Origin of the sequence: Microbacterium sp. ZW CA_36 (assembly GCF_044987475.1) — a bacterium.
In the GTDB taxonomy this organism is placed as follows: Bacteria; Actinomycetota; Actinomycetes; order Actinomycetales; family Microbacteriaceae; genus Microbacterium.
The window spans coordinates 71,388-89,562 of record NZ_JBJDRL010000007.1; the positions used below are offsets into that span (position 1 = coordinate 71,388).

General features: G+C 68.7%; 14 protein-coding genes and 1 tRNA gene. 7 read left to right on the forward strand and 8 right to left on the reverse strand.

The features are described from left to right. Positions 1–64 precede the first annotated feature (64 nt). Entirely contained in the window at positions 65–697 is a 633-nt protein-coding gene (locus tag ACI3KX_RS05550) for a phosphoribosyltransferase (protein ID WP_404908477.1), read from the forward strand. Between the two features lie 119 nt (positions 698–816). On the opposite strand, the gene ACI3KX_RS05555 is transcribed toward ACI3KX_RS05550, so the two are convergent. Continuing rightward, positions 817–2,490: a DUF885 domain-containing protein gene (locus ACI3KX_RS05555; RefSeq protein WP_404908479.1), complete on the reverse strand. Its 1,674-nt coding sequence runs from the start codon at positions 2,488–2,490 to the stop codon at positions 817–819. 79 nt (positions 2,491–2,569) lie between these two features. After that, positions 2,570–5,227, reverse strand: a complete 2,658-nt coding sequence (polA, locus tag ACI3KX_RS05560) for a DNA polymerase I (RefSeq protein ID WP_404908481.1) — start codon at positions 5,225–5,227, stop codon at positions 2,570–2,572. Positions 5,228–5,307: 80 nt separating this feature from the next. Between polA and ACI3KX_RS05565 the strand changes: the two genes are divergently transcribed. Beyond that, a complete protein-coding gene (locus ACI3KX_RS05565) occupies positions 5,308–5,742 on the forward strand; it encodes a hotdog fold thioesterase (protein ID WP_349427585.1) in 435 nt (144 codons plus the stop codon). A 50-nt stretch (positions 5,743–5,792) separates the two neighbouring features. Here ACI3KX_RS05565 and ACI3KX_RS05570 read toward each other — a convergent pair whose 3' ends face one another. Next, positions 5,793–6,416 carry an ANTAR domain-containing response regulator gene (locus ACI3KX_RS05570; RefSeq protein ID WP_109209425.1) on the reverse strand — a complete coding sequence of 208 codons (624 nt, stop codon included), beginning with the start codon at positions 6,414–6,416 and terminating at the stop codon, positions 5,793–5,795. Positions 6,417–6,463: 47 nt separating this feature from the next. On the opposite strand from ACI3KX_RS05570, the gene ACI3KX_RS05575 reads away from it, so the two are divergent. The 5 genes from ACI3KX_RS05575 (at position 6,464) to ACI3KX_RS05595 (ending at position 9,020) form a co-directional block, all read left to right on the forward strand. After that, positions 6,464–6,546, forward strand: a tRNA-Leu gene (locus tag ACI3KX_RS05575). A gap of 161 nt (positions 6,547–6,707) precedes the next feature. Continuing rightward, complete coding sequence (locus ACI3KX_RS05580) at positions 6,708–7,070, forward strand: PadR family transcriptional regulator (protein ID WP_349427583.1); 363 nt, start codon at positions 6,708–6,710, stop codon at positions 7,068–7,070. Positions 7,071–7,072: 2 nt separating this feature from the next. Then, complete coding sequence (locus ACI3KX_RS05585; protein WP_349427582.1) at positions 7,073–7,441, forward strand: DUF1048 domain-containing protein; 369 nt, start codon at positions 7,073–7,075, stop codon at positions 7,439–7,441. Next, positions 7,438–8,253: an ABC transporter ATP-binding protein gene (locus tag ACI3KX_RS05590; protein WP_404908485.1), complete on the forward strand. Its 816-nt coding sequence runs from the start codon at positions 7,438–7,440 to the stop codon at positions 8,251–8,253. The genes ACI3KX_RS05585 and ACI3KX_RS05590 overlap by 4 nt, the downstream gene beginning before the upstream one ends. Then, a complete protein-coding gene (locus tag ACI3KX_RS05595; protein WP_349427580.1) occupies positions 8,250–9,020 on the forward strand; it encodes an ABC transporter permease in 771 nt (256 codons plus the stop codon). Before ACI3KX_RS05590 ends, ACI3KX_RS05595 begins: the two co-directional genes overlap by 4 nt. A 72-nt stretch (positions 9,021–9,092) precedes the next feature. Here ACI3KX_RS05595 and ACI3KX_RS05600 read toward each other — a convergent pair whose 3' ends face one another. The 5 genes from ACI3KX_RS05600 to lgt all read right to left on the reverse strand — a co-directional run bounded on the left by ACI3KX_RS05600 (position 9,093) and on the right by lgt (position 18,172). Beyond that, entirely contained in the window at positions 9,093–9,482 is a 390-nt protein-coding gene (locus tag ACI3KX_RS05600; RefSeq protein ID WP_349427579.1) for an SHOCT domain-containing protein, read from the reverse strand. Positions 9,483–9,560: 78 nt separating this feature from the next. Then, on the reverse strand, positions 9,561–11,009 hold the full coding sequence (pyk, locus tag ACI3KX_RS05605; RefSeq protein WP_308867311.1) for a pyruvate kinase: 1,449 nt from the start codon (positions 11,007–11,009) through the stop codon (positions 9,561–9,563). 47 nt (positions 11,010–11,056) lie between these two features. Beyond that, a complete protein-coding gene (locus ACI3KX_RS05610) occupies positions 11,057–12,523 on the reverse strand; it encodes a glutamate synthase subunit beta (RefSeq protein ID WP_363357409.1) in 1,467 nt (488 codons plus the stop codon). Further along, positions 12,516–17,123 (reverse strand): glutamate synthase large subunit, encoded by a 4,608-nt coding sequence (gltB, locus tag ACI3KX_RS05615; RefSeq protein ID WP_404908488.1) that lies wholly within the window; start codon positions 17,121–17,123, stop codon positions 12,516–12,518. The genes ACI3KX_RS05610 and gltB overlap by 8 nt, the downstream gene beginning before the upstream one ends. A 77-nt stretch (positions 17,124–17,200) precedes the next feature. Beyond that, complete coding sequence (gene lgt, locus ACI3KX_RS05620; protein ID WP_404908490.1) at positions 17,201–18,172, reverse strand: prolipoprotein diacylglyceryl transferase; 972 nt, start codon at positions 18,170–18,172, stop codon at positions 17,201–17,203. Between the last annotated feature and the right edge of the window lie 3 nt (positions 18,173–18,175).

Below are 18,175 nucleotides of genomic sequence, written 5' to 3' on the forward strand. Positions count from 1 at the left end.
AACCTGCGACGCGGCTACGGCATTCCCCGAGACGCACGGCCGCCGCGAGCGTAGCGTGGTGGGCATGGCCCTCTTCGCGGATCGCCGCGCCGCCGGACGAGAGCTCGCCACCGCGCTCGTGGAGTGGCGAGGAACGGATGCCGTGGTCCTGGGCATCCCTCGCGGGGGCGTCGTCGTCGCCGCGGCGGTCGCCGAAGCGCTGGGACTGGAGCTGGATGCCGTCGTCGTGCGCAAGCTCGGAGCGGCCGGGCACGAGGAGTTCGCCGTCGGAGCGATCGCCGAAGGTGTACGGATCGTCACGCCCGACGCCCTGCGCTGGGCCGGCATGTCACCGACGGATCTGGAGCGGGTCGAGGCGGCAGAGCGCGACGAGCTGGCGCGGCGGACGGATGTCTATGGGTCTCGCGTCGTGGACCTGACGGGGCGGACCGCGCTCGTGGTGGACGACGGCGTGGCGACGGGCGCGAGCGCCGTCGCCGCCTGCCGGGCGGTGCGGGCTCGCCATCCGGACCGGGTCGTGCTCGCCGTCCCCGTCGCGCCCGAACGCTTCATCGCACCGGCGGACGCCGTCGACGACTTCGTGTGCCCCCACCGCGAATCCGACTTCTGGGCGGTGGGAGAGTATTACGACCACTTCGGTCAGACGAGCGACCGTGAGGTGCTGCGACTGCTGGGCGCCGCCGGTTCCGGTCGTTGAGCGAGGGAGCGCCACAGCGACCGAGACGAAACGCATCAGGCCGACGGGCTGCGCCGGGTCCGGGGCGAATCGTCTCTGCGTTTCGACTCGCAAGCTCGCTCAACGACCGGGACGCGGACTCAGCGCGAGAGCGCCATGCGCAGCGTGTCGAGTCCTACTCCGCCGAGATCCAGCGCGCGCTTGTGGAACTGCTTGATGGAGAAGTCGGCGCCCTCGCGCTCGGCGACCTCGTCGCGCAGCTGCTCCCAGATGCGCTGGCCGACCTTGTAGGACGGCGCCTGACCCGGCCAGCCGAGGTAGCGGTTCACCTCGAACCGGACGAACTCGTCGGGCATGTTGACGTTGCGCAGCATGAACTCGAGGGCGAAGTCGGCGTCCCACGGTCCCTGACCGTCGGGGCGCTGCTTCTCGAGGTGCACGCCGATGTCGAGCACGACGCGGGCCGCGCGCATGCGCTGGCCGTCGAGCATGCCGAGCCGGTCTGCGGGATCGGAGAGGTAGCCCAGCTGCTCCATGAGCCGCTCCGCGTACAGGGCCCAGCCCTCGGCGTGCCCCGAGGTCCCGGCGAGGAGGCGGCGGTAGGTGTTCAGCTGCGCGCGGTTGTACACGGCCTGCGCGATCTGCAGGTGGTGTCCCGGGACGCCCTCGTGGTACACCGTCGTGAGCTCGCGCCACGTGTCGAACTCCTCGACGCCCTCCGGCACCGACCACCACATGCGGCCGGGGCGCGAGAAGTCGTCGGTCGGGCCGGTGTAGTAGATCCCACCTTCCTTCGTCGGCGCGATCATGCACTCGAGGCTGCGGATCGGCTCGGCGATGTCGAAGTGGGTCTTGCCGAGCTCGGCGATCGCGCGATCGCTGGTCTCCTGCATCCATTTCTGCAGCGCGTCCGTGCCGTAGAGCTTGCGGCTCGCGTCCTCTTCGAGGAATGCGACGGCCTCTTCGACCGTGGCGCCGGCCTTGATCTCGTCGGCGATCGACTCCTGCTCGGCGACCATGCGGGCGAGCTCTTCGACACCCCACTCGTACGTCTCGTCGAGGTCGATCGTCGCCCCGAGGAACCGCCGCGAGTGCAGTGCGTACAGTTCGCGGCCGACCGCGTCCTTCTCCCCCGCCGCCGGTGCCAGCTCACCGCTCAGGAACGACGCGAGCTCGTCGTAGGCGACCCGCGCGGCGTTGGCGTTGTCGGCCAGTTCACGGGCGAGGGATGCCGGGAGCTGACCCTCCTCGGGAGCCGCCTCGGCGGCGAACGTCGCGAAGAATCCGCCGTCGGCGGTGTAGCGGGCGATCTGCGTGGCGACCTCGACCACCTGGCGCCGCGCGGGCACGACGCCCTGGTCGATCCCCTCGCGGAGGGTGGCGATGTATCCGTCGATCGCACCGGAGACCGCGCCGAGACGCGTGGCGATCACCGACCAGTCGTCGGGGGTGGCGGTCGGCATGAGATCGAACGCGGAACGGATGTTCTGCGCGTGCGAGGCGATCACGTTGATGTCGCGCAGATGCCACTTCGCATCGTGCAGGTCGAGCTCCAGCTGGATCTCTCTCGAGAGGTCGTCCTTCGTCACGGCGTCGACGTCGTCGGCGACGGCCGAGGCCTCGAGGGCGGCCAGCGTCTTGCGTCCCTCTTCCACGAGGCGCTCCTGACCGGCCGGGCTGTAGTCGCCGAATCGGTCGTTGTACTCGGACCGGCCGATGTAGGTCGCGAGCGTCGGCTCGAGTTCGGCGAGGGTGTCGACCCACGCATCAGCGATCTTGTCGATCTGCGTGGGCGTGCGGGTTTCGTCTGTCATGGCTCCGAGCCTAGGCATGAGACGCGGTGCCGACAAACGAGAATGCCGGTCCGATCGCGGATCGCACCGCGCCGGCCGATCAGTGGCCGGCGGCGTTCCAGTCGTCGCCGCGGCCGATCTGCACGTCGAGCGGCACCGACAGCTGCGCCGCATCGCCCATGCGCGTGCGGACGATGTGCTCGGCGGCATCCCACTCCCCCGGTGCCACCTCGATCACGAGCTCGTCGTGGATCTGCAGCAGCACCCGGGAACGCAGCTGCTCGACCGCGAAGTCGTCGTGGATGTGGAACAGTGCGATCTTCATGATGTCGGCCGCGCTGCCCTGGATCGGGGCGTTGAGCGCGGCGCGCTCCGCATTCTCGCGCAGCACGCGGTTGGGGCTGGCGAGATCGGGGAACGGGCGCCGCCGTCCGAAGATCGTCTCGGTGTAGCCGTCGATGCGGGCCTGCTCGACCGACGAGCGGAGGTAGTCGCGTACGGCGCCGAAGCGGGCGAAGTACTCCATCATCAGCTGCTTCGCCTCGGCCTGCTCGATGCGCAGCTGCTTCGAGAGCCCGAACGCGGAGAGGCCGTAGACGAGGCCGTACGACATCGCCTTCACCTTTGTGCGCATCGCCGGGGTGACGTCTTCGGGAGCGACCCCGAACACCCGCGAGCCCACGAACCGGTGCGTGTCTTCGCCCGAGTTGAACGCCTCGATCAGGCCCGGATCCTCTGAGAGGTGCGCCATGATGCGCATCTCGATCTGCGAGTAGTCGGCGGTGAGCAGCGTCTCGTACCCCTCGCCCACCATGAACGCGGAGCGGATGCGGCGGCTCTCCTCGGTGCGGATGGGGATGTTCTGGAGATTCGGGTCGGTGCTCGAGAGCCGGCCGGTCTGGCTGCCGGTCTGCACGTACGTGGTGTGGATGCGTCCGTCCGCGCCGGTGGTGCGGTCACCGCCGATCGCACTGTCGAGGGACTCGATGATCTGGCGCAGCTTCGTCGCCTCGCGGTGCTGGAGCAGCAGATCGAGGAACGGGTGCGGGTTGGTCTCCTGCAGGTCGGCCAGGACTGCGGCATCCGTCGAGTACCCGGTCTTGGTCTTGCGCGTCTTCGGCAGCTGCAGCTCGTCGAACAGGACTTCCTGCAGCTGCTTCGGCGAGCCGAGGTTGACCTCGCGGCCGATGGCGGCGTACGCCTGCACGGCGAGGGCGTCCGCACGCGCGCCGAGCTCGCCGGAGAACGCCGACAGCCTCTCGTGCGAGACGGCGACGCCGGCGAGCTCCATGTCGGCGAGCGTGTGCAGGGTCGGCAGTTCGATGTCGGTGAGCACGGCCGCGACGCTGTCGGGCAGTTCGGCCCGCACCGCGTTTACGACGCGCACCAGGTACCACGACAGCTGGCCGGTGGTGGCGCCCTCGGTCTCTGGCACGAGCTGTGCGGGGTCGGCCTCGGGCAGCTTCTCGTCGAGGTAGCGGTCGACCAGATCGGCGAGCGTCTTGTCGGGGAAGCTCGGCCGCAGCAGCCAGCCGGCGATGATCACATCGAAGGCCAGGCCGCCCACGCGCAGGCCGGCGCGGCGGAGCGCCTTCACCTGGGGCTTCGCGTCGGCGAACGCCTTCGGCGCGTCGGACGCGAGCCAGGGCTCGAGCGCAGCGGCGAGCTCCGCGCTCCACGACGCCTCGGCCGCGGCATCCGCCGTCGCCACGCCGATGCGTGCCGGCAGACCGCCCTCGACTGCGATGGTCACGCCGACCTCGCCGTCGCGGTTCGCGAGCCACGCGGCGAAGTCCGCCGGCGCGAGCTCGGTCGCGATCGGCGCGAGCTCGGCCGCGGCCGAGGTGACCGCGGCCATCTGCTGCTCGATGCCGGCGAGCTCGGCGACGCGCGGGATCAGCGTCTTGAACTCGAGCCGCGAGAAGATGTCGCGCACCGCCTGCGCGTCCATCGGCTGGACTTCGAGGTCGTCGGGGCCGAGCGGCAGCTCGACGTCTGTCATGAGGCGGTTGAGACGGCGGTTGCGGCGGACGTCTTCGATGTGGTCTCGCAGATTGCCGCCGACGACGCCCTTGATGGCGTCCGCGCCGTCGAGGAGGGCGTCGAGCGAGCCGAACTGGTTCAGCCACTTCACGGCGGTCTTCTCGCCCACCTTCGGCACGCCCGGCAGGTTGTCGCTGGTCTCGCCGACGAGCGCCGCCACGTCGGGGTACATCTCGGGCGGCACGCCGTAGCGCTCGATGACCGCGTCGCGGTCGTAGCGCTTCAGCTGCGAGACGCCCTGCACGTTCGGGTAGAGCAGGACGACGTCGTCGTTGACGAGCTGGATGGTGTCGCGGTCGCCCGAGCACACGAGCACGCGGAAGCCGTTCGCGACGCCCTGCGTGGCGAGGGTGGCGAGGATGTCGTCGGCCTCGATGTCCTCCTGCTGGAGCACTCGGATGCTCATCGCCGCGAGGCAGTCCTGCAGCAGCGGGATCTGGCCCTTGAACTCGGAGGGCGTCTCGGAGCGATTGGCCTTGTACTCGGTGTACTCGCGGGTGCGGAAGGACTGGCGCGACGTGTCGAAGGCGACCGCGAGGTGCGTCGGCTTCTCGGCCTTGATCAGGTTGATCAGCATCGCGAGGAACCCGTAGATCCCGTTCGTGTGCTGCCCGTCCTTCGTCGAGAAGTTGTCGACCGGGAGTGCGTAGAACGCCCGATATGCCAGCGAATGGCCGTCAACGACGAGAAGGGTAGGCTTTGCGGAGTCCGTCACCCTGCAAGCCTAGTCAGGGCCGACGACAGTCGATTTCCGCGTCGCAGCGCCCCACTGCCGACCCGATCCGAAGGTGAGCCATGCCCGACCACTCCCCCGCCGCGGTCGACGGAGTCGAATGGGCGCTGGGGCGTGGGATCGGCGCTCTCGCCGAGAAGATGGGCTTCGAGTGGCTGGAGTTCACGCCCGAGCGCGCCGTGGCCCGCATGCCGGTCGAGGGCAACACGCAGCCCGTCGGCCTGTTCCACGGCGGCGCCTACGTGGTGCTGGGCGAGTCGCTCGGATCGATGCACGCGAACTTCCATGCCGGTCCGGGACGCCTCGCCGTGGGCGTCGACATCAACGCCACGCACACGCGCTCGGCGACCTCCGGGTACGTCACGGGCGTGTGCACGCCGATCCACCTCGGTCGCAGCCTCACCGTCCACGAGATCGTCATGACCGACGATCAGGGCCGCCGCTGCTCGACCGTGCGCATCACGAACCACATCAAGGCGCTGTCGCCGGCGACATGAGAAGAGCGGATGCCTCGATCGAGGCATCCGCTCTTGCAAGAGGTGTGTGGTCAGCCCTTCTTGGGCGCGAGCTGCTCGATGATCGCCTTGGCGACGTCCTGCATCGTGAGGCGGCGGTCCATCGAGGCCTTCTGGATCCAGCGGAAGGCCTCGGGCTCGCTGAGCCCCATCTTCTCGTTGAGCAGGCCCTTGGCCCGGTCGACGAGCTTGCGGGTCTCGAAGCGCTCGACCATGTCGGCGACCTCGGCCTCGAGCGTGATGATCTGCTCGTAGCGGGCGAGGGCGATCTCGATGGCCGGCAGCAGGTCGTTCGGCGTGAACGGCTTGACGACGTAGGCGAGGGCGCCCGCCTCGCTCGCGCGCTCGACGAGCTCCTTCTGGCTGAAGGCGGTCAGCAGCACGACCGGGGCGATGTGGTTCTTGCTGAGCTTCTCAGCGGCCGAGATGCCGTCGAGCTGCGGCATCTTCACGTCCATGATCACCAGATCGGGGCGCAGTTCGGTGGCCAGCGCCACCGCGGTCTCACCGTCGCCTGCCTCTCCGACCACGTCGAAGCCGTTGTCGCGGAGGATCTCGACGATGTCGAGTCGGATGAGCGACTCGTCCTCGGCGACCACGACGCGGCGGGGGGTGGATGCCGTCGATGCGGCGGTCTGCTCCTGCTCAGTCACCATTGAATCCTACGGTATGGTCGTTCGCGGACGCGCGGCATGCCGCGCGGGCCGGTGTGGCGGAATGGCAGACGCGACCGACTCAAACTCGGTTGCCCGCAAGGGCGTGTGGGTTCGACTCCCACCACCGGCACCTTCAACATCCCGCAGAGCGGATGCCTCGATCGCGAGGCATCCGCTCTTCTGTGTTCGCGGTGCCTTCGAGGAAGTTTGGTATTCGGTGTTGCTAAGTACCGGTACCTAGTGTTACTGTCTACCAGTAGTCAACATCACTGAGTACTGAGGAGGTGCGAGATGGGCAAGCAGGAGACCGAGATGCTCAAGGGCACGCTGGAGGGGATCGTCCTGGCGATCCTGTCCGGCCGGTCCGCTTACGGGTACGAGATCACCTCGTGGCTGCGCGACCAGGGCTTCTCCGACATCGCCGAAGGCACGGTGTACGCCCTGCTGGTCAGGGTCGAGCAGCGCGGCCTCGTCGACGTCGAGAAGGTCCCTTCGGAGAAGGGTCCGCCGCGAAAGGTGTACTCCCTCAACACGCAGGGCCGCGAGCAGCTCGCGGAGTTCTGGAGGACATGGAGCTTCCTCGCAGAACGCATCGAACAGCTCCACCACCAGAACGCAGACAACGAACCCCACAACCTGAAGGAAGAGAACTGATCATGGCCGCCAAGTGGTACGAGATCGTCACCGGCTCGCTCGAGCAGAAGAAGCAGTACCGGCAGTACAAGGCGCGCATCGAGGCTCTCCCCGAGCCCTACCGCGCAGCCGCCAAGGCGCTGGATCGGTACTTCATGTATTCCGGCGGCATGACCGACGGCGACACGATGATGCAGATGCTCAGCGACTCGGCCGACCTCTGGGAGCGCGCCGCAGCCGACGGGACGCCCGTGCGCGACATCGTCGGCGACGAGCCCTCGACGTTCGCCGAGGACTTCACCGCCGCGTATTCCGGCAAGCAGTGGATCGACAAGGAGCGCGCTCGCCTGAACAAGGCGATCGACGAGGCAGAGAAGGGAGAAGGGAAATGACCACCGACACCGCCATCAAGGTCCAGGGGCTCGAGAAGTCGTACAAGGACCTGCACGTGCTGCGCGGCGTCGACTTCGAGGTGGCGCGCGGAAGCATCTTCGCGCTCCTCGGATCGAACGGCGCCGGCAAGACCACGGTCGTGCGGATCCTGGCGACGCTTCTCAAGGCGGATGCCGGCACGGCAGCCGTCGCGGGGTTCGACGTCGTCGCCCAGTCGCAGAAGGTGCGTGAGACCATCAGTCTCACCGGCCAGTTCGCCGCTGTCGACGAGGTCCTGACCGGACGCGAGAACCTGGTGCTCATCGCCCAGCTGCGGCACCTCCCCGACCCCGGCGGGATCGCCGACGGGCTCCTCGCCCGCTTCTCGCTCACCGAGGCCGGCTCCCGCAGGGCGTCGACCTACTCCGGCGGCATGCGCCGCCGGCTCGACATCGCGATGAGCCTCATCGGCAACCCGCCGGTGATCTTCCTGGACGAGCCGACGACCGGCCTCGACCCGGCGGCGCGCATCGAAGTGTGGGACGCCGTCAAGGAGCTCACCCGCGGCGGCACGACCGTGCTGCTGACGACGCAGTATCTGGACGAGGCCGAGCAGCTCGCCGACCGCATCGCGATCCTCCACAAGGGGCGCATCATCGTCAACGGCACCCTGCAGGAGCTCAAGAAGCTGCTGCCACCCGCGAAGGTCGAGTACGTCGAGAAGCAGCCGAGCCTCGAGGACGTGTACTTCGCGCTGACCGGCGAGGAAGAGCCCGCAGAACCCGGAGACGCCGAGGCCGGCGCTCCCACGACACGGAAGGAAGGACGATGACCGCTCACACCATCCGCGACACCGCGGTTCTGACCAGCCGGTCGCTGCGGCACATCCTGCGCAGCCCCGACACCATCATCACCACAGCGGTCACCCCGATCGCCCTGATGCTGCTGTTCGTCTACGTCTTCGGCGGGGCGATCGACACGGGCACCCTCACCACGGGGTCGTACATCGACTACATGCTGCCCGGCATCCTGCTCATCACGATCGCCTCCGGCATCGCGTACACGGCGTACCGGCTGTTCCTCGACATGCAGGGCGGGATCTTCGAGCGCTTCCAGTCGCTGCCCATCGCACGGTCGGGAGTGCTCTGGGCGCATGTGCTGACCTCGCTCGTGTCGATCATGGTCTCCCTGGCCGTCGTGATCGGCGTGGCGCTGCTCATGGGCTTCCGCACGGGCGCCGGCTTCGGCGCCTGGCTGGGGGTCATCGGCATGCTCGTCCTGTTCACGGTGGCGCTCACGTGGCTCGCGGTGATCGCGGGACTGTCGGCGAAGACGGTGGACGGCGCGAGTGCGTTCTCGTATCCGCTCATCTTCCTCCCGTTCATCAGCTCCGCCTTCGTCCCGACCGAGAGCATGCCGGGACCTGTGCAGTGGTTCGCCGAGAACCAGCCGGTGACCTCGATCGTCGACACGATGCGCGCACTGTTCGCGGGTGAGCCCGTCGGCAGCGACATCTGGGTCGCGATGGCGTGGCTGGTCGGCATCCTGGTCGTCGGCTACGTGATCTCGATGTCGATCTATCGCAAGAAGATCAGCTGAGCCTGTACCCGCCGCACACACAGCAGAGCGGATGCCTCGACCTGAGGCATCCGCTCTGCTGAGTGTGCGGGCTTACGCGCCGAAGTACTGGTGGCCGAGCGCCTTGCTCTTGAGGGCGTCGAACTCGCCCTGAGAGATCGTGCCGGCGTCGAGGAGGGCCTTCGCCTTCGCGATGTCCTCCGCCGGGCTCGACGATGCGGCCGGGTGGTAGTCGTCGGACTCGGGCACGACTCCCCCGCGGGCGGCCTGGGCACGGGCGGCCATCCCCTTGCCGCGGGCGATGATGTAGACAATCGCCGTGAGGAACGGCACGAACACGAGGGCGATGATCCACAGCGCCTTGAGCCAGCCGTTGAGGTTCTCGTCGCGGAACAGGTCCGTGATGATCACGATCACCACGTACAGGTAGGCGATGAAGTAGAAGCTCCACAGCAGGAACCACCAGAAGTCACCGAAGAACATCGGCGCCACCTTTCTCGAAGAAATGCCGGGACGGCTGCGACCACAGTAGTGGTCGCAGCCGTCCGGTGGAGGGAGGTGTCAGTCCCGTGTCTTGTAGATCGGCGCCTTGCCGTGCACCGCATCGCCCACCTTGTGGATGCGGATGTCGTTCGTGGAGCCGATGATCCCGGGAGGCGATCCCGAGATCACGACGACCTTGTCGCCGACCTTCGCGAGGTCGTTCGACAGCAGGTAGTCGTCGACCTGGATGAACATCAGGTCGGTGTGCGCGACATGCTCGACGAGCGTCGACTGCACGCCCCAGGTGATCGCCATGCGACGACGGATCGCCGGCTCGGGTGCGAAGCCGATCATGGGGATGCGCGGGCGCAGCCGCGACATGCGACGGGCGGTGTCGCCCGACTCGGTGAAGATGCAGAGGAACTTCGCGTCGACGAACTCCGCGACCTCCATCGCGGCCAGCGTGATGGCGCCGCCCTGGGTGCGCGGCTTCGTCGTGAGCGGCAGGATGCGGTCCAGGCCGTGCTCCTCTGTGGAGTCGACGATGCGCGCCATGGTCTCGACGACGCCGACCGGGTACTTGCCGACGCTGGTCTCGCCCGAGAGCATGACCGCGTCTGCGCCGTCGAGCACGGCGTTGGCGACGTCACTCGTCTCGGCGCGGGTCGGGACGGGGTTCTCGATCATCGACTCGAGCATCTGCGTCGCGACGATGACGGGCTTCGCCATGCGGCGGCAGAGCTCCACCGCGCGCTTCTGCACGATCGGGACGGCCTCGAGCGGCAGCTCGACGCCCAGGTCGCCACGGGCGACCATGATGCCGTCGAACGCGTCGATGATCTCCTCGAGATTGTCGACCGCCTGGGGCTTCTCGATCTTGGCGATGACCGGGACGTGTCGTCCCTCCTCGGCCATGATGACGTGGACGCGCTGGACGTCCTTCGCGTCGCGGACGAACGACAGCGCGATGAGGTCGGCGCCGGCGCGCAGGCCCCAGCGGAGGTCGGCTTCGTCCTTCTCGGACAGCGCCGGCACGTTCACGGCGACGCCGGGGAGGTTGATGCCCTTGTTGTTGGAGACCGGGCCGGCGACGATCACCTTGGTGGTGACGACGGTGTCGTCGGTCTCGACGACCTCGACGCGCACCTTGCCGTCGTCGATCAGGAGGAAGTCGCCCGGCTTGACGTCGTTCGGGAGGCCCTTGAACGTGGTGCTGACGATCTCCTTGGTGCCCAGGATGTCGTCGGTGGTGATCTTGAAGATGTCGCCGACCGCGAGCTCGTGCGGTCCGTTCTCGAACTTGCCGAGGCGAATCTTCGGACCCTGCAGGTCGACGAGGATCGCGACCGCTCGTCCCGCGTCGTCGGCGGCCTTGCGCACGTTGGCGAAGTTGTTGTCGTGGACCGAGTAGTCCCCGTGGCTCAGATTGAAGCGGGCGACGTCGACGCCGGCATCGATGATCGCGCGGACCATCTCATATGTCGACGTGGCGGGCCCAAGGGTGGCGACGATCTTGGCGCGTCTCATCCGTGGTATCTCCGGGTGGGTTGAAGGTGGCGAGTGCCTCGGCAAGCCTACGCGGGCTGCAAGCCGATGGCGACATCGGTCGGGCGGACCGGAGCAGGCAGCTCCGTCTCCCCCATGAGGAAGCGGTCGACGCTGGCTGCGGCGGCACGTCCCTCGGCGATCGCCCACACGATGAGCGACTGCCCGCGGCCGGCGTCGCCGGCCACGAACACGCCCGGGGCGGTCGTCTGGTAGTCGTCCTCGCGGCGCACGTTGCCCCGCTCGGTGAAGCGGGCGCCGAGCTGCTCCTCGAGGAGCGCGCGCTCGGGACCGGTGAAGCCCATCGCGATGAGCACCAGGTCGGCGGGGATCTCGCGCTCGGTGCCGCTCTTGGGCACGCGGCGGCCGTCGACGAACTCGGTCTCGGCCACGCGCAGGGCGCGCACCTCGCCCGCGCCGTTCGCGAGGAACTCGACGGTCGAGGCGAGGTAGGTGCGCTCGCCGCCCTCTTCGTGAGCCGACTGCATCTCGAACACGAGGGGGTCCATCGGCCACGGCTGGTGCTCGGGACGCTCGCCGGGAGGGCGGCGGCCGATCGCGAGGTTCGTCACGCTCAGCGCGCCGTGACGGTGGGCCGTGCCGATGCAGTCGGCGCCCGTGTCACCGCCGCCGATCACGACGACGTGCTTGCCCTCGGCCGTGATCTGGTTCGGCACGGCATCGCCGGCGACGGCCTTGTTCGACTCGACGAGGTACTCCATGGCGAAGTGCACGCCGGCGAGGTCACGCCCGGGGATGGCCAGCTCGCGCGGCACCGTCGAGCCGGTCGCGATGACGACCGCGTCGTAGCGGGCACGGAGGTCGGCCCACGAGATGTCGCGGCCGATCTCGACACCGGCGCGGAACCGCGTGCCCTCGTCCTGCATCTGGCGAAGACGCGACTCGAGGTGCTTCTTCTCCATCTTGAAGTCCGGGATGCCGTAGCGCAGGAGTCCGCCGATGCGGTCGTCGCGCTCGAACACGGCCACGGTGTGACCGGCGCGGGTGAGCTGCTGCGCGGCGGCGAGTCCGGCGGGACCGGATCCGACGACCGCGACCGTCTTGCCGGTCAGGCGCCCCGGCGGCTCGGGCTCGATCCAGCCGTTCGCGAACGCCTCGTCGGCGATCGACACCTCGACCTGCTTGATCGTCACGGCCGGCTGGTTGATGCCCAGGACGCACGAGCTCTCGCAGGGCGCCGGGCACAGGCGTCCCGTGAACTCCGGGAAGTTGTTCGTCGCGTGCAGACGCTCGCTGGCGGCACGGCCCTCGCCGCGCCACGTGAGGTCGTTCCACTCCGGGATCAGGTTGCCGAGCGGGCAGCCCTTGTGGCAGAACGGCACGCCGCAGTCCATGCAGCGCCCGGCCTGGCGCCGGAGCACCGCACCGTCGCCCGGCTCATAGACCTCTTTCCAGTCCATGATGCGCACCGGCACCGGCCGCCGCGGGGGCAGCTCGCGCTCGGTAACCTTGAGAAAGCCTTTCGGGTCAGCCACCCGTCACCTCCAGAATGCGGTTCCAGACGACGTCGCCGTCGGGGTCGAGCCCCTCCGCGACGGCCGCCTGACGGGTCTCGAGCACCGCGGCGTAGTCGCGCGGCATGACCCTGACGAAGTTCGCCAGCTCGGCCTCGAAGTCGTCGAGGAGAGCCTGCGCGAGAGTCGATTCGGTCTCGGCGACGTGCTGCTCGAGCAGGTCGCGGAGGATCTCCGCGTCTCCCGAGCCGAGCTCGCCGAGCTCCAGCTCGCCCGAGGCGAGCGCCTCGCGGTTGACGAGCTTGCTGTCGAGCCGGTACACGTAGGCGGTGCCGCCCGACATCCCCGCGCCCAGGTTGCGTCCTGTCGCGCCGAGGATGACGGCGAGGCCGCCCGTCATGTACTCGAGGGCGTGGTCTCCGACGCCCTCCACGACCGCGGTGGCACCGGAGTTGCGGACGAAGAAGCGCTCGCCCACCACACCGCGCAGGAACATCGTGCCCAGGGTCGCGCCGTAGCCGATCACGTTGCCCGCGATGACGTTCTTCGACGCGTCGAAGGTGGCGCCGCGCGGCGGCCGCACGACGATCTGACCGCCCGAGAGGCCCTTGCCGACGTAGTCGTTGGAGTCGCCCTCGAGACGCAGCGTGATGCCCGAGGGCATGAATGCGCCGAACGACTGGCCCGCCGACCCGGTGAGGTTCACGACGATGCTGCCCGACCGGAGGCCGTTCTCGCCGCGCTCCTTCGTCACGTGGTGACCGAGGAGCGTGCCGACGGCGCGCTCGGTGTTGCGGATCGGCAGGTCGATGGTCATCTCGCCGCCGTTCGCGATGACGTCCTGAGCGCGCTCGATGAGCGCGACGTCGAAGTGCTCGTCGAGCTCGTGCAGCTGCGCGGTGGTGTTGCGGCGCGGCTCGTCCTCGGCGAAGACGGGGCCCTCGAGCACCGGGGCGAGGTCGAGGCCGTTCGCCTTCCAGTGGTTGACCGCGCCGTTGACGTCGAGCAGGTCGCTGCGACCGATCGCCTCGTCGAGAGAGCGGAAGCCGAGCTCGGCGAGGTACTCCCGCACCTCTTCGGCGATGAACTCCATGAAGTTCACGACGAACTCGGGCTTGCCGTTGAAGCGCTGGCGCAGGACCGGGTTCTGCGTCGCGACGCCCACGGGACAGGTGTCGAGGTGGCAGACCCGCATCATGATGCAGCCCGACACCACGAGGGGCGCCGTCGCGAAGCCGAACTCCTCGGCGCCGAGCAGGGCGCCGATGATGACGTCGCGGCCGGTCTTGAGCTGGCCGTCGACCTGCACGACGACACGGTCGCGCATGCCGTTGAGCATGAGCGTCTGCTGCGTCTCGGCGAGCCCGAGCTCCCACGGGGTCCCGGCGTGCTTGAGCGAGTTGAGCGGGCTCGCGCCGGTGCCGCCGTCGTGGCCCGACACCAGGATGACGTCGGCCAGCGCCTTGGCGGTGCCGGCCGCGACCGCGCCGATGCCCGACTGGCTCACGAGCTTCACGTGCACCCGCGCACCGGGGTTGGCGCGCTTCAGGTCGAAGATCAGCTGCTTGAGGTCTTCGATCGAGTAGATGTCGTGGTGCGGCGGCGGCGAGATGAGGCCGACGCCGGCGGTCGCGTGGCGGGTGCGCGCGACCCACGGGTACACCTTGGTCGGCGGCAGCTGCCCGCCCTCGCCGGGCTTGGCGCCCTGCGCGAGCTTGATCTGGATGTCGTCGGCCTGGGTGAGGTACAGGCTCGTGACGCCGAAGCGGCCCGAGGCGACCTGCTTGATGGAACTCCGGCGCTCCGGGTCGAGCAGGCGGTCGGTGTCTTCGCCACCCTCGCCGGTGTTGGACTTGCCGCCGATGCGGTTCATCGCGATCGCCAGGGTCTCGTGCGCCTCGCGCGAGATCGACCCGTAGCTCATGGCCCCGGTCGAGAAGCGCTTGACGATCGACGAGACCGACTCGACCTCGTCGATCGGCACCGGCGTACGGCCCTCGGTCTTGAGGGCGAACAGCCCGCGCAGCGTCTTGAGCTCGCTCGCCTGGTCGTCCACCAGCTTCGTGTACTCGCGGAAGATGTCGTACCGGCGGGTGCGCGTCGAGTGCTGCAGCCGGAACACCGTGTCGGGGTTGAACAGGTGCGGCGAGCCGTCGCGCCGCCACTGGTACTCGCCGCCGGTCCACAGGCGCTCGTGCGCGCGGACGGCCGCATCCTCGGGGTAGGCGTACGTGTGGCGCGCAGCGTTCTCCGCCGCGACGACGTCGAGCCCGACGCCGCCGAGCTTGGACTCGGTGCCGGTGAAGTACGTGTCGACGAAGTCCTGCGACAGGCCGACGGCCTCGAAGACCTGCGCGCCCGCGTACGACGACACGGTCGAGATGCCCATCTTCGACATGATCTTCAGGACGCCCTTGCCGAGCGCGTAGATGAGGTTCTTGACGGCCTTCTCGGGCGAGATCCCGGTGATGAAGCCCGCGCGCACCAGGTACTCGACGGTCTCCATGGCGAGGTACGGGTTGACGGCGGATGCGCCGTATCCGATCAGCGTCGCCACGTGGTGCACCTCGCGCACGTCGCCGGCCTCGACCACGAGGCCGCACTTCATGCGCGTCTCCTTGCGGATGAGGTGGTGGTGCACGGCGGCCAGCATGAGCAGCGACGGGATGGGCGCGAGGTCCTTGTTGGAGTCGCGGTCGGAGAGCACGATGAACTCCGCGCCGTCCTCGATCGCCTGGTCGACCTCCTGGCACATCTGCTCGAGGCGCTTCTTCATGCCCTTGTGACCGGCCTCGACGCGGTACAGGCCGCGGATCGTGACCGATGTCCGGCCGGGAAGGGCGGTGTCGATGTGCTGGATCTTGGCGAGCTCGTCGTTGTCGATCACCGGGAAGTCGAGCGTCACGACCCGCGTGTGCTCGGCGCCCCACTCGAGGAGGTTGCGCTCGGGACCGAGCCCGAGGCCCAGCGACGTGACGACCTCCTCGCGGATCGAGTCCAGCGGCGGGTTCGTGACCTGCGCGAACTGCTGCGTGAAGTAGTCGAACAGCAGGCGGGGGCGCTCGCTGAGCACGGCGACGGGGGTGTCGGAACCCATCGCGCCGAGCGGCTCGGCACCGTTCTGACCCATCGGGGTCAGGAGGATCTTGACCTCTTCCTCGGTGTAGCCGAAGGTGCGCTGACGGCGCGTGATCGAGGCGATCGGGTGCACGATGTGCTCGCGCTCCGGGAGCTCGGCGAGGCGCACCCGCCCGGCGTCGAGCCACTCCTGCCACGGCTCCTGCTCGGCGAGCTGCGCCTTGATCTCGTCGTCCTCGATGATGCGGCGCTGCGCCGTGTCGACGAGGAACATGCGGCCGGGGCGCAGACGCCCGCGACGCTTGATGCGCTCGGGCTCGAAGTCCAGCACGCCGGTCTCGCTGCCGATGACGATGAGGCCGTCGGTCGTCTCCGTCCAGCGCCCGGGACGCAGGCCGTTGCGGTCGAGCGTGGCGCCGACGAGCGTGCCGTCGGTGAAGATCAGCGCGGCGGGGCCGTCCCACGGCTCCATCTGCATGGAGTGGAACTCGTAGAACGCCCGCAGCTTCGGGTCGATGTCGGCCTGCTTCTCGTACGCCTCCGGCACCATCATCATGATGGCGTGCGGCAGGCTGCGGCCGGTCAGCGTGAGGAGCTCCAGCACCTCGTCGAACGACGCGGAGTCGCTGGCGCCGGTGGTGCAGATCGGCAGCAGCGGGCGGATGTCGCCGATCAGCTCGGACTGGAGCTGGGACTGCCGCGCGCGCATCCAGTTGCGGTTGCCGTTGACGGTGTTGATCTCGCCGTTGTGCGCGAGCATGCGCAGCGGCTGTGCGAGGGGCCACGACGGGAACGTGTTGGTCGAGTAACGGGAGTGCACGACGGCGAGCTCCGACGCGAAGCGCTCGTCCTGCAGGTCGGGGTAGAACGGCTCCAGCTGCAGCGTCGTGACCATGCCCTTGTACCCGAGCGTGCGCGCCGACAGCGACACGAAGTACGCGTCCAGTTCGGTGCGCGCACGGGTGCGCAGGCGATAGGCGCGCCGGTCCAGCGCGATGCCCGACAGGGCCGGCTGGTCGCCCGAGGCCGGGTGCGACACGAAGACCTGCTCGAAGACCGGGCGCGCCGCGAAGGCGAGCTTGCCCAGGTGATCGTCGGAGGTCGGCACCTCGCGCCAGCCCAGGACGGTCATGCCCTCGGACGCCGCGATCCGCTCGATGCCCGTCTTCTGGGCCGCGCGCGCGTCGGCGTCGCGGGGCAGGAACACCATGCCCGCGGCGTACTCGCCCACCGGCGGCAGCTCGAAGCCGGCCACCGCGCGCAGGAACGCGTCGGGCATCTGCGTGAGGATGCCCGCACCGTCGCCGGTGCCGGCGTCCGAGCCGATCGCGCCCCGGTGCTCGAGGTTGCGAAGGGCCGTCAGGGCCAGATCGATGATGTCGTGGCCGGCCTCGCCGCGCAGCGTCGCGACCATGGCCAGTCCGCAGGCGTCCTTCTCGAAGGCAGGGTTGTACATCCCCTGCTTCTGCGGGAAGCCGGCGCGGCCGGACGAAGCGGGGAAGTTCGTCTCCGAAGAGACGACGTGACGGGGGCTCGAAGCCATACCTACCGTCCTCACGTTGATAGTCAAGATGGGACGACGTCGGCCCTGGGCGCACGCTCCTCGGGAACTGAGCGGCGTTATTTGGTGGCAGGAGTGCTTGTGGCGCTGACCTCTTCGACCTCGGACGTCGGGGGTTCGCTGACGTCGACGAAGCCGTCGGTGTTCTGCGATTGTACAGCCTGTCCGGCGTTCCACTCGCGGCCGGACACATAGGGCGACGGCTCGAGACCCAGGTGACGGCGCTTCTGCACGAAGAAGATCACCAGACCGACGACGACGCCCAGGATGGCCGCCCAGACGTTGGTGCGCAGGCCCAGGAAGATGTCGCTCGGGTCGATGCGGATCGACTCCCACACGATGCGTCCGGCGCTGTACCACATGAGGTACACGGCGAACAGGCGACCCCACTGCAGGCGAAAGCGGCGGCCGACCCACACGATGACCAGGACGCCCAGGGCGTTCCAGAGCACCTCGTAGAGGAAGGTGGGGTGGAAGAGCGTCCCCTCCGGAAGGCCGATCGGCCACGCGGGGTTCGGGTAGTCGATCTCGAGGCCCCACGGCACATCGGTCGGCAGGCCGTACAGCTCCTGGTTGAACCAGTTGCCGAACCGGCCGATCGCCTGGGCCAGGAGAAGGCCGGGCGCGAGTGCGTCGGCGAAGGTCCAGAAGCGGATGCCGGTCCACCGGCAGCCGAGCCACGCGCCGACGGCGCCGCCGATGAGGGCGCCGTAGATCGCGATGCCGCCCTCCCAGATGTACAGCGCCGACAGCGGGTTCGCGCCTTCGCCGAAGTAGAAGCTCCAGTGCGTGAGCACGTGGTAGATCCGGGCGGTGATGATCGCGAGCGGCACGGCGAGGAGGGCGATGTCGATGACGACCCACGGCTCGGCGCCGCGCTTGGTGAGGCGGGCGTTCGTCCACAGCACGGCGATGATGATGCCCGTGATGATGCACAGCGCGTAGATGTGGACCCGCAGGGGGCCGATGTCGAAGTAGCTGATCGACGGGCTCGGGATGCTGGCGACGACGCTCGCGGCGGCGGTGATCATGGG

Excerpts from the sequence above, each read along its gene's own strand:
- ACI3KX_RS05590 (WP_404908485.1), top strand. The coding sequence starts at position 7,438 with ATGACCACCGACACCGCCATCAAGGTCCAGGGGCTCGAGAAGTCGTAC.
- ACI3KX_RS05565 (WP_349427585.1), top strand. The coding sequence starts at position 5,308 with ATGCCCGACCACTCCCCCGCCGCGGTCGACGGAGTCGAATGGGCGCTG.
- ACI3KX_RS05600 (WP_349427579.1), bottom strand. The coding sequence starts at position 9,482 with ATGTTCTTCGGTGACTTCTGGTGGTTCCTGCTGTGGAGCTTCTACTTC.
- ACI3KX_RS05570 (WP_109209425.1), bottom strand. The coding sequence starts at position 6,416 with ATGGTGACTGAGCAGGAGCAGACCGCCGCATCGACGGCATCCACCCCC.
- ACI3KX_RS05555 (WP_404908479.1), bottom strand. The coding sequence starts at position 2,490 with ATGACAGACGAAACCCGCACGCCCACGCAGATCGACAAGATCGCTGAT.
- ACI3KX_RS05585 (WP_349427582.1), top strand. The coding sequence starts at position 7,073 with ATGGCCGCCAAGTGGTACGAGATCGTCACCGGCTCGCTCGAGCAGAAG.
- pyk (WP_308867311.1), bottom strand. The coding sequence starts at position 11,009 with ATGAGACGCGCCAAGATCGTCGCCACCCTTGGGCCCGCCACGTCGACA.
- ACI3KX_RS05550 (WP_404908477.1), top strand. The coding sequence starts at position 65 with ATGGCCCTCTTCGCGGATCGCCGCGCCGCCGGACGAGAGCTCGCCACC.
- lgt (WP_404908490.1), bottom strand. The coding sequence starts at position 18,172 with ATGATCACCGCCGCCGCGAGCGTCGTCGCCAGCATCCCGAGCCCGTCG.
- ACI3KX_RS05595 (WP_349427580.1), top strand. The coding sequence starts at position 8,250 with ATGACCGCTCACACCATCCGCGACACCGCGGTTCTGACCAGCCGGTCG.
- ACI3KX_RS05580 (WP_349427583.1), top strand. The coding sequence starts at position 6,708 with ATGGGCAAGCAGGAGACCGAGATGCTCAAGGGCACGCTGGAGGGGATC.
- gltB (WP_404908488.1), bottom strand. The coding sequence starts at position 17,123 with ATGGCTTCGAGCCCCCGTCACGTCGTCTCTTCGGAGACGAACTTCCCC.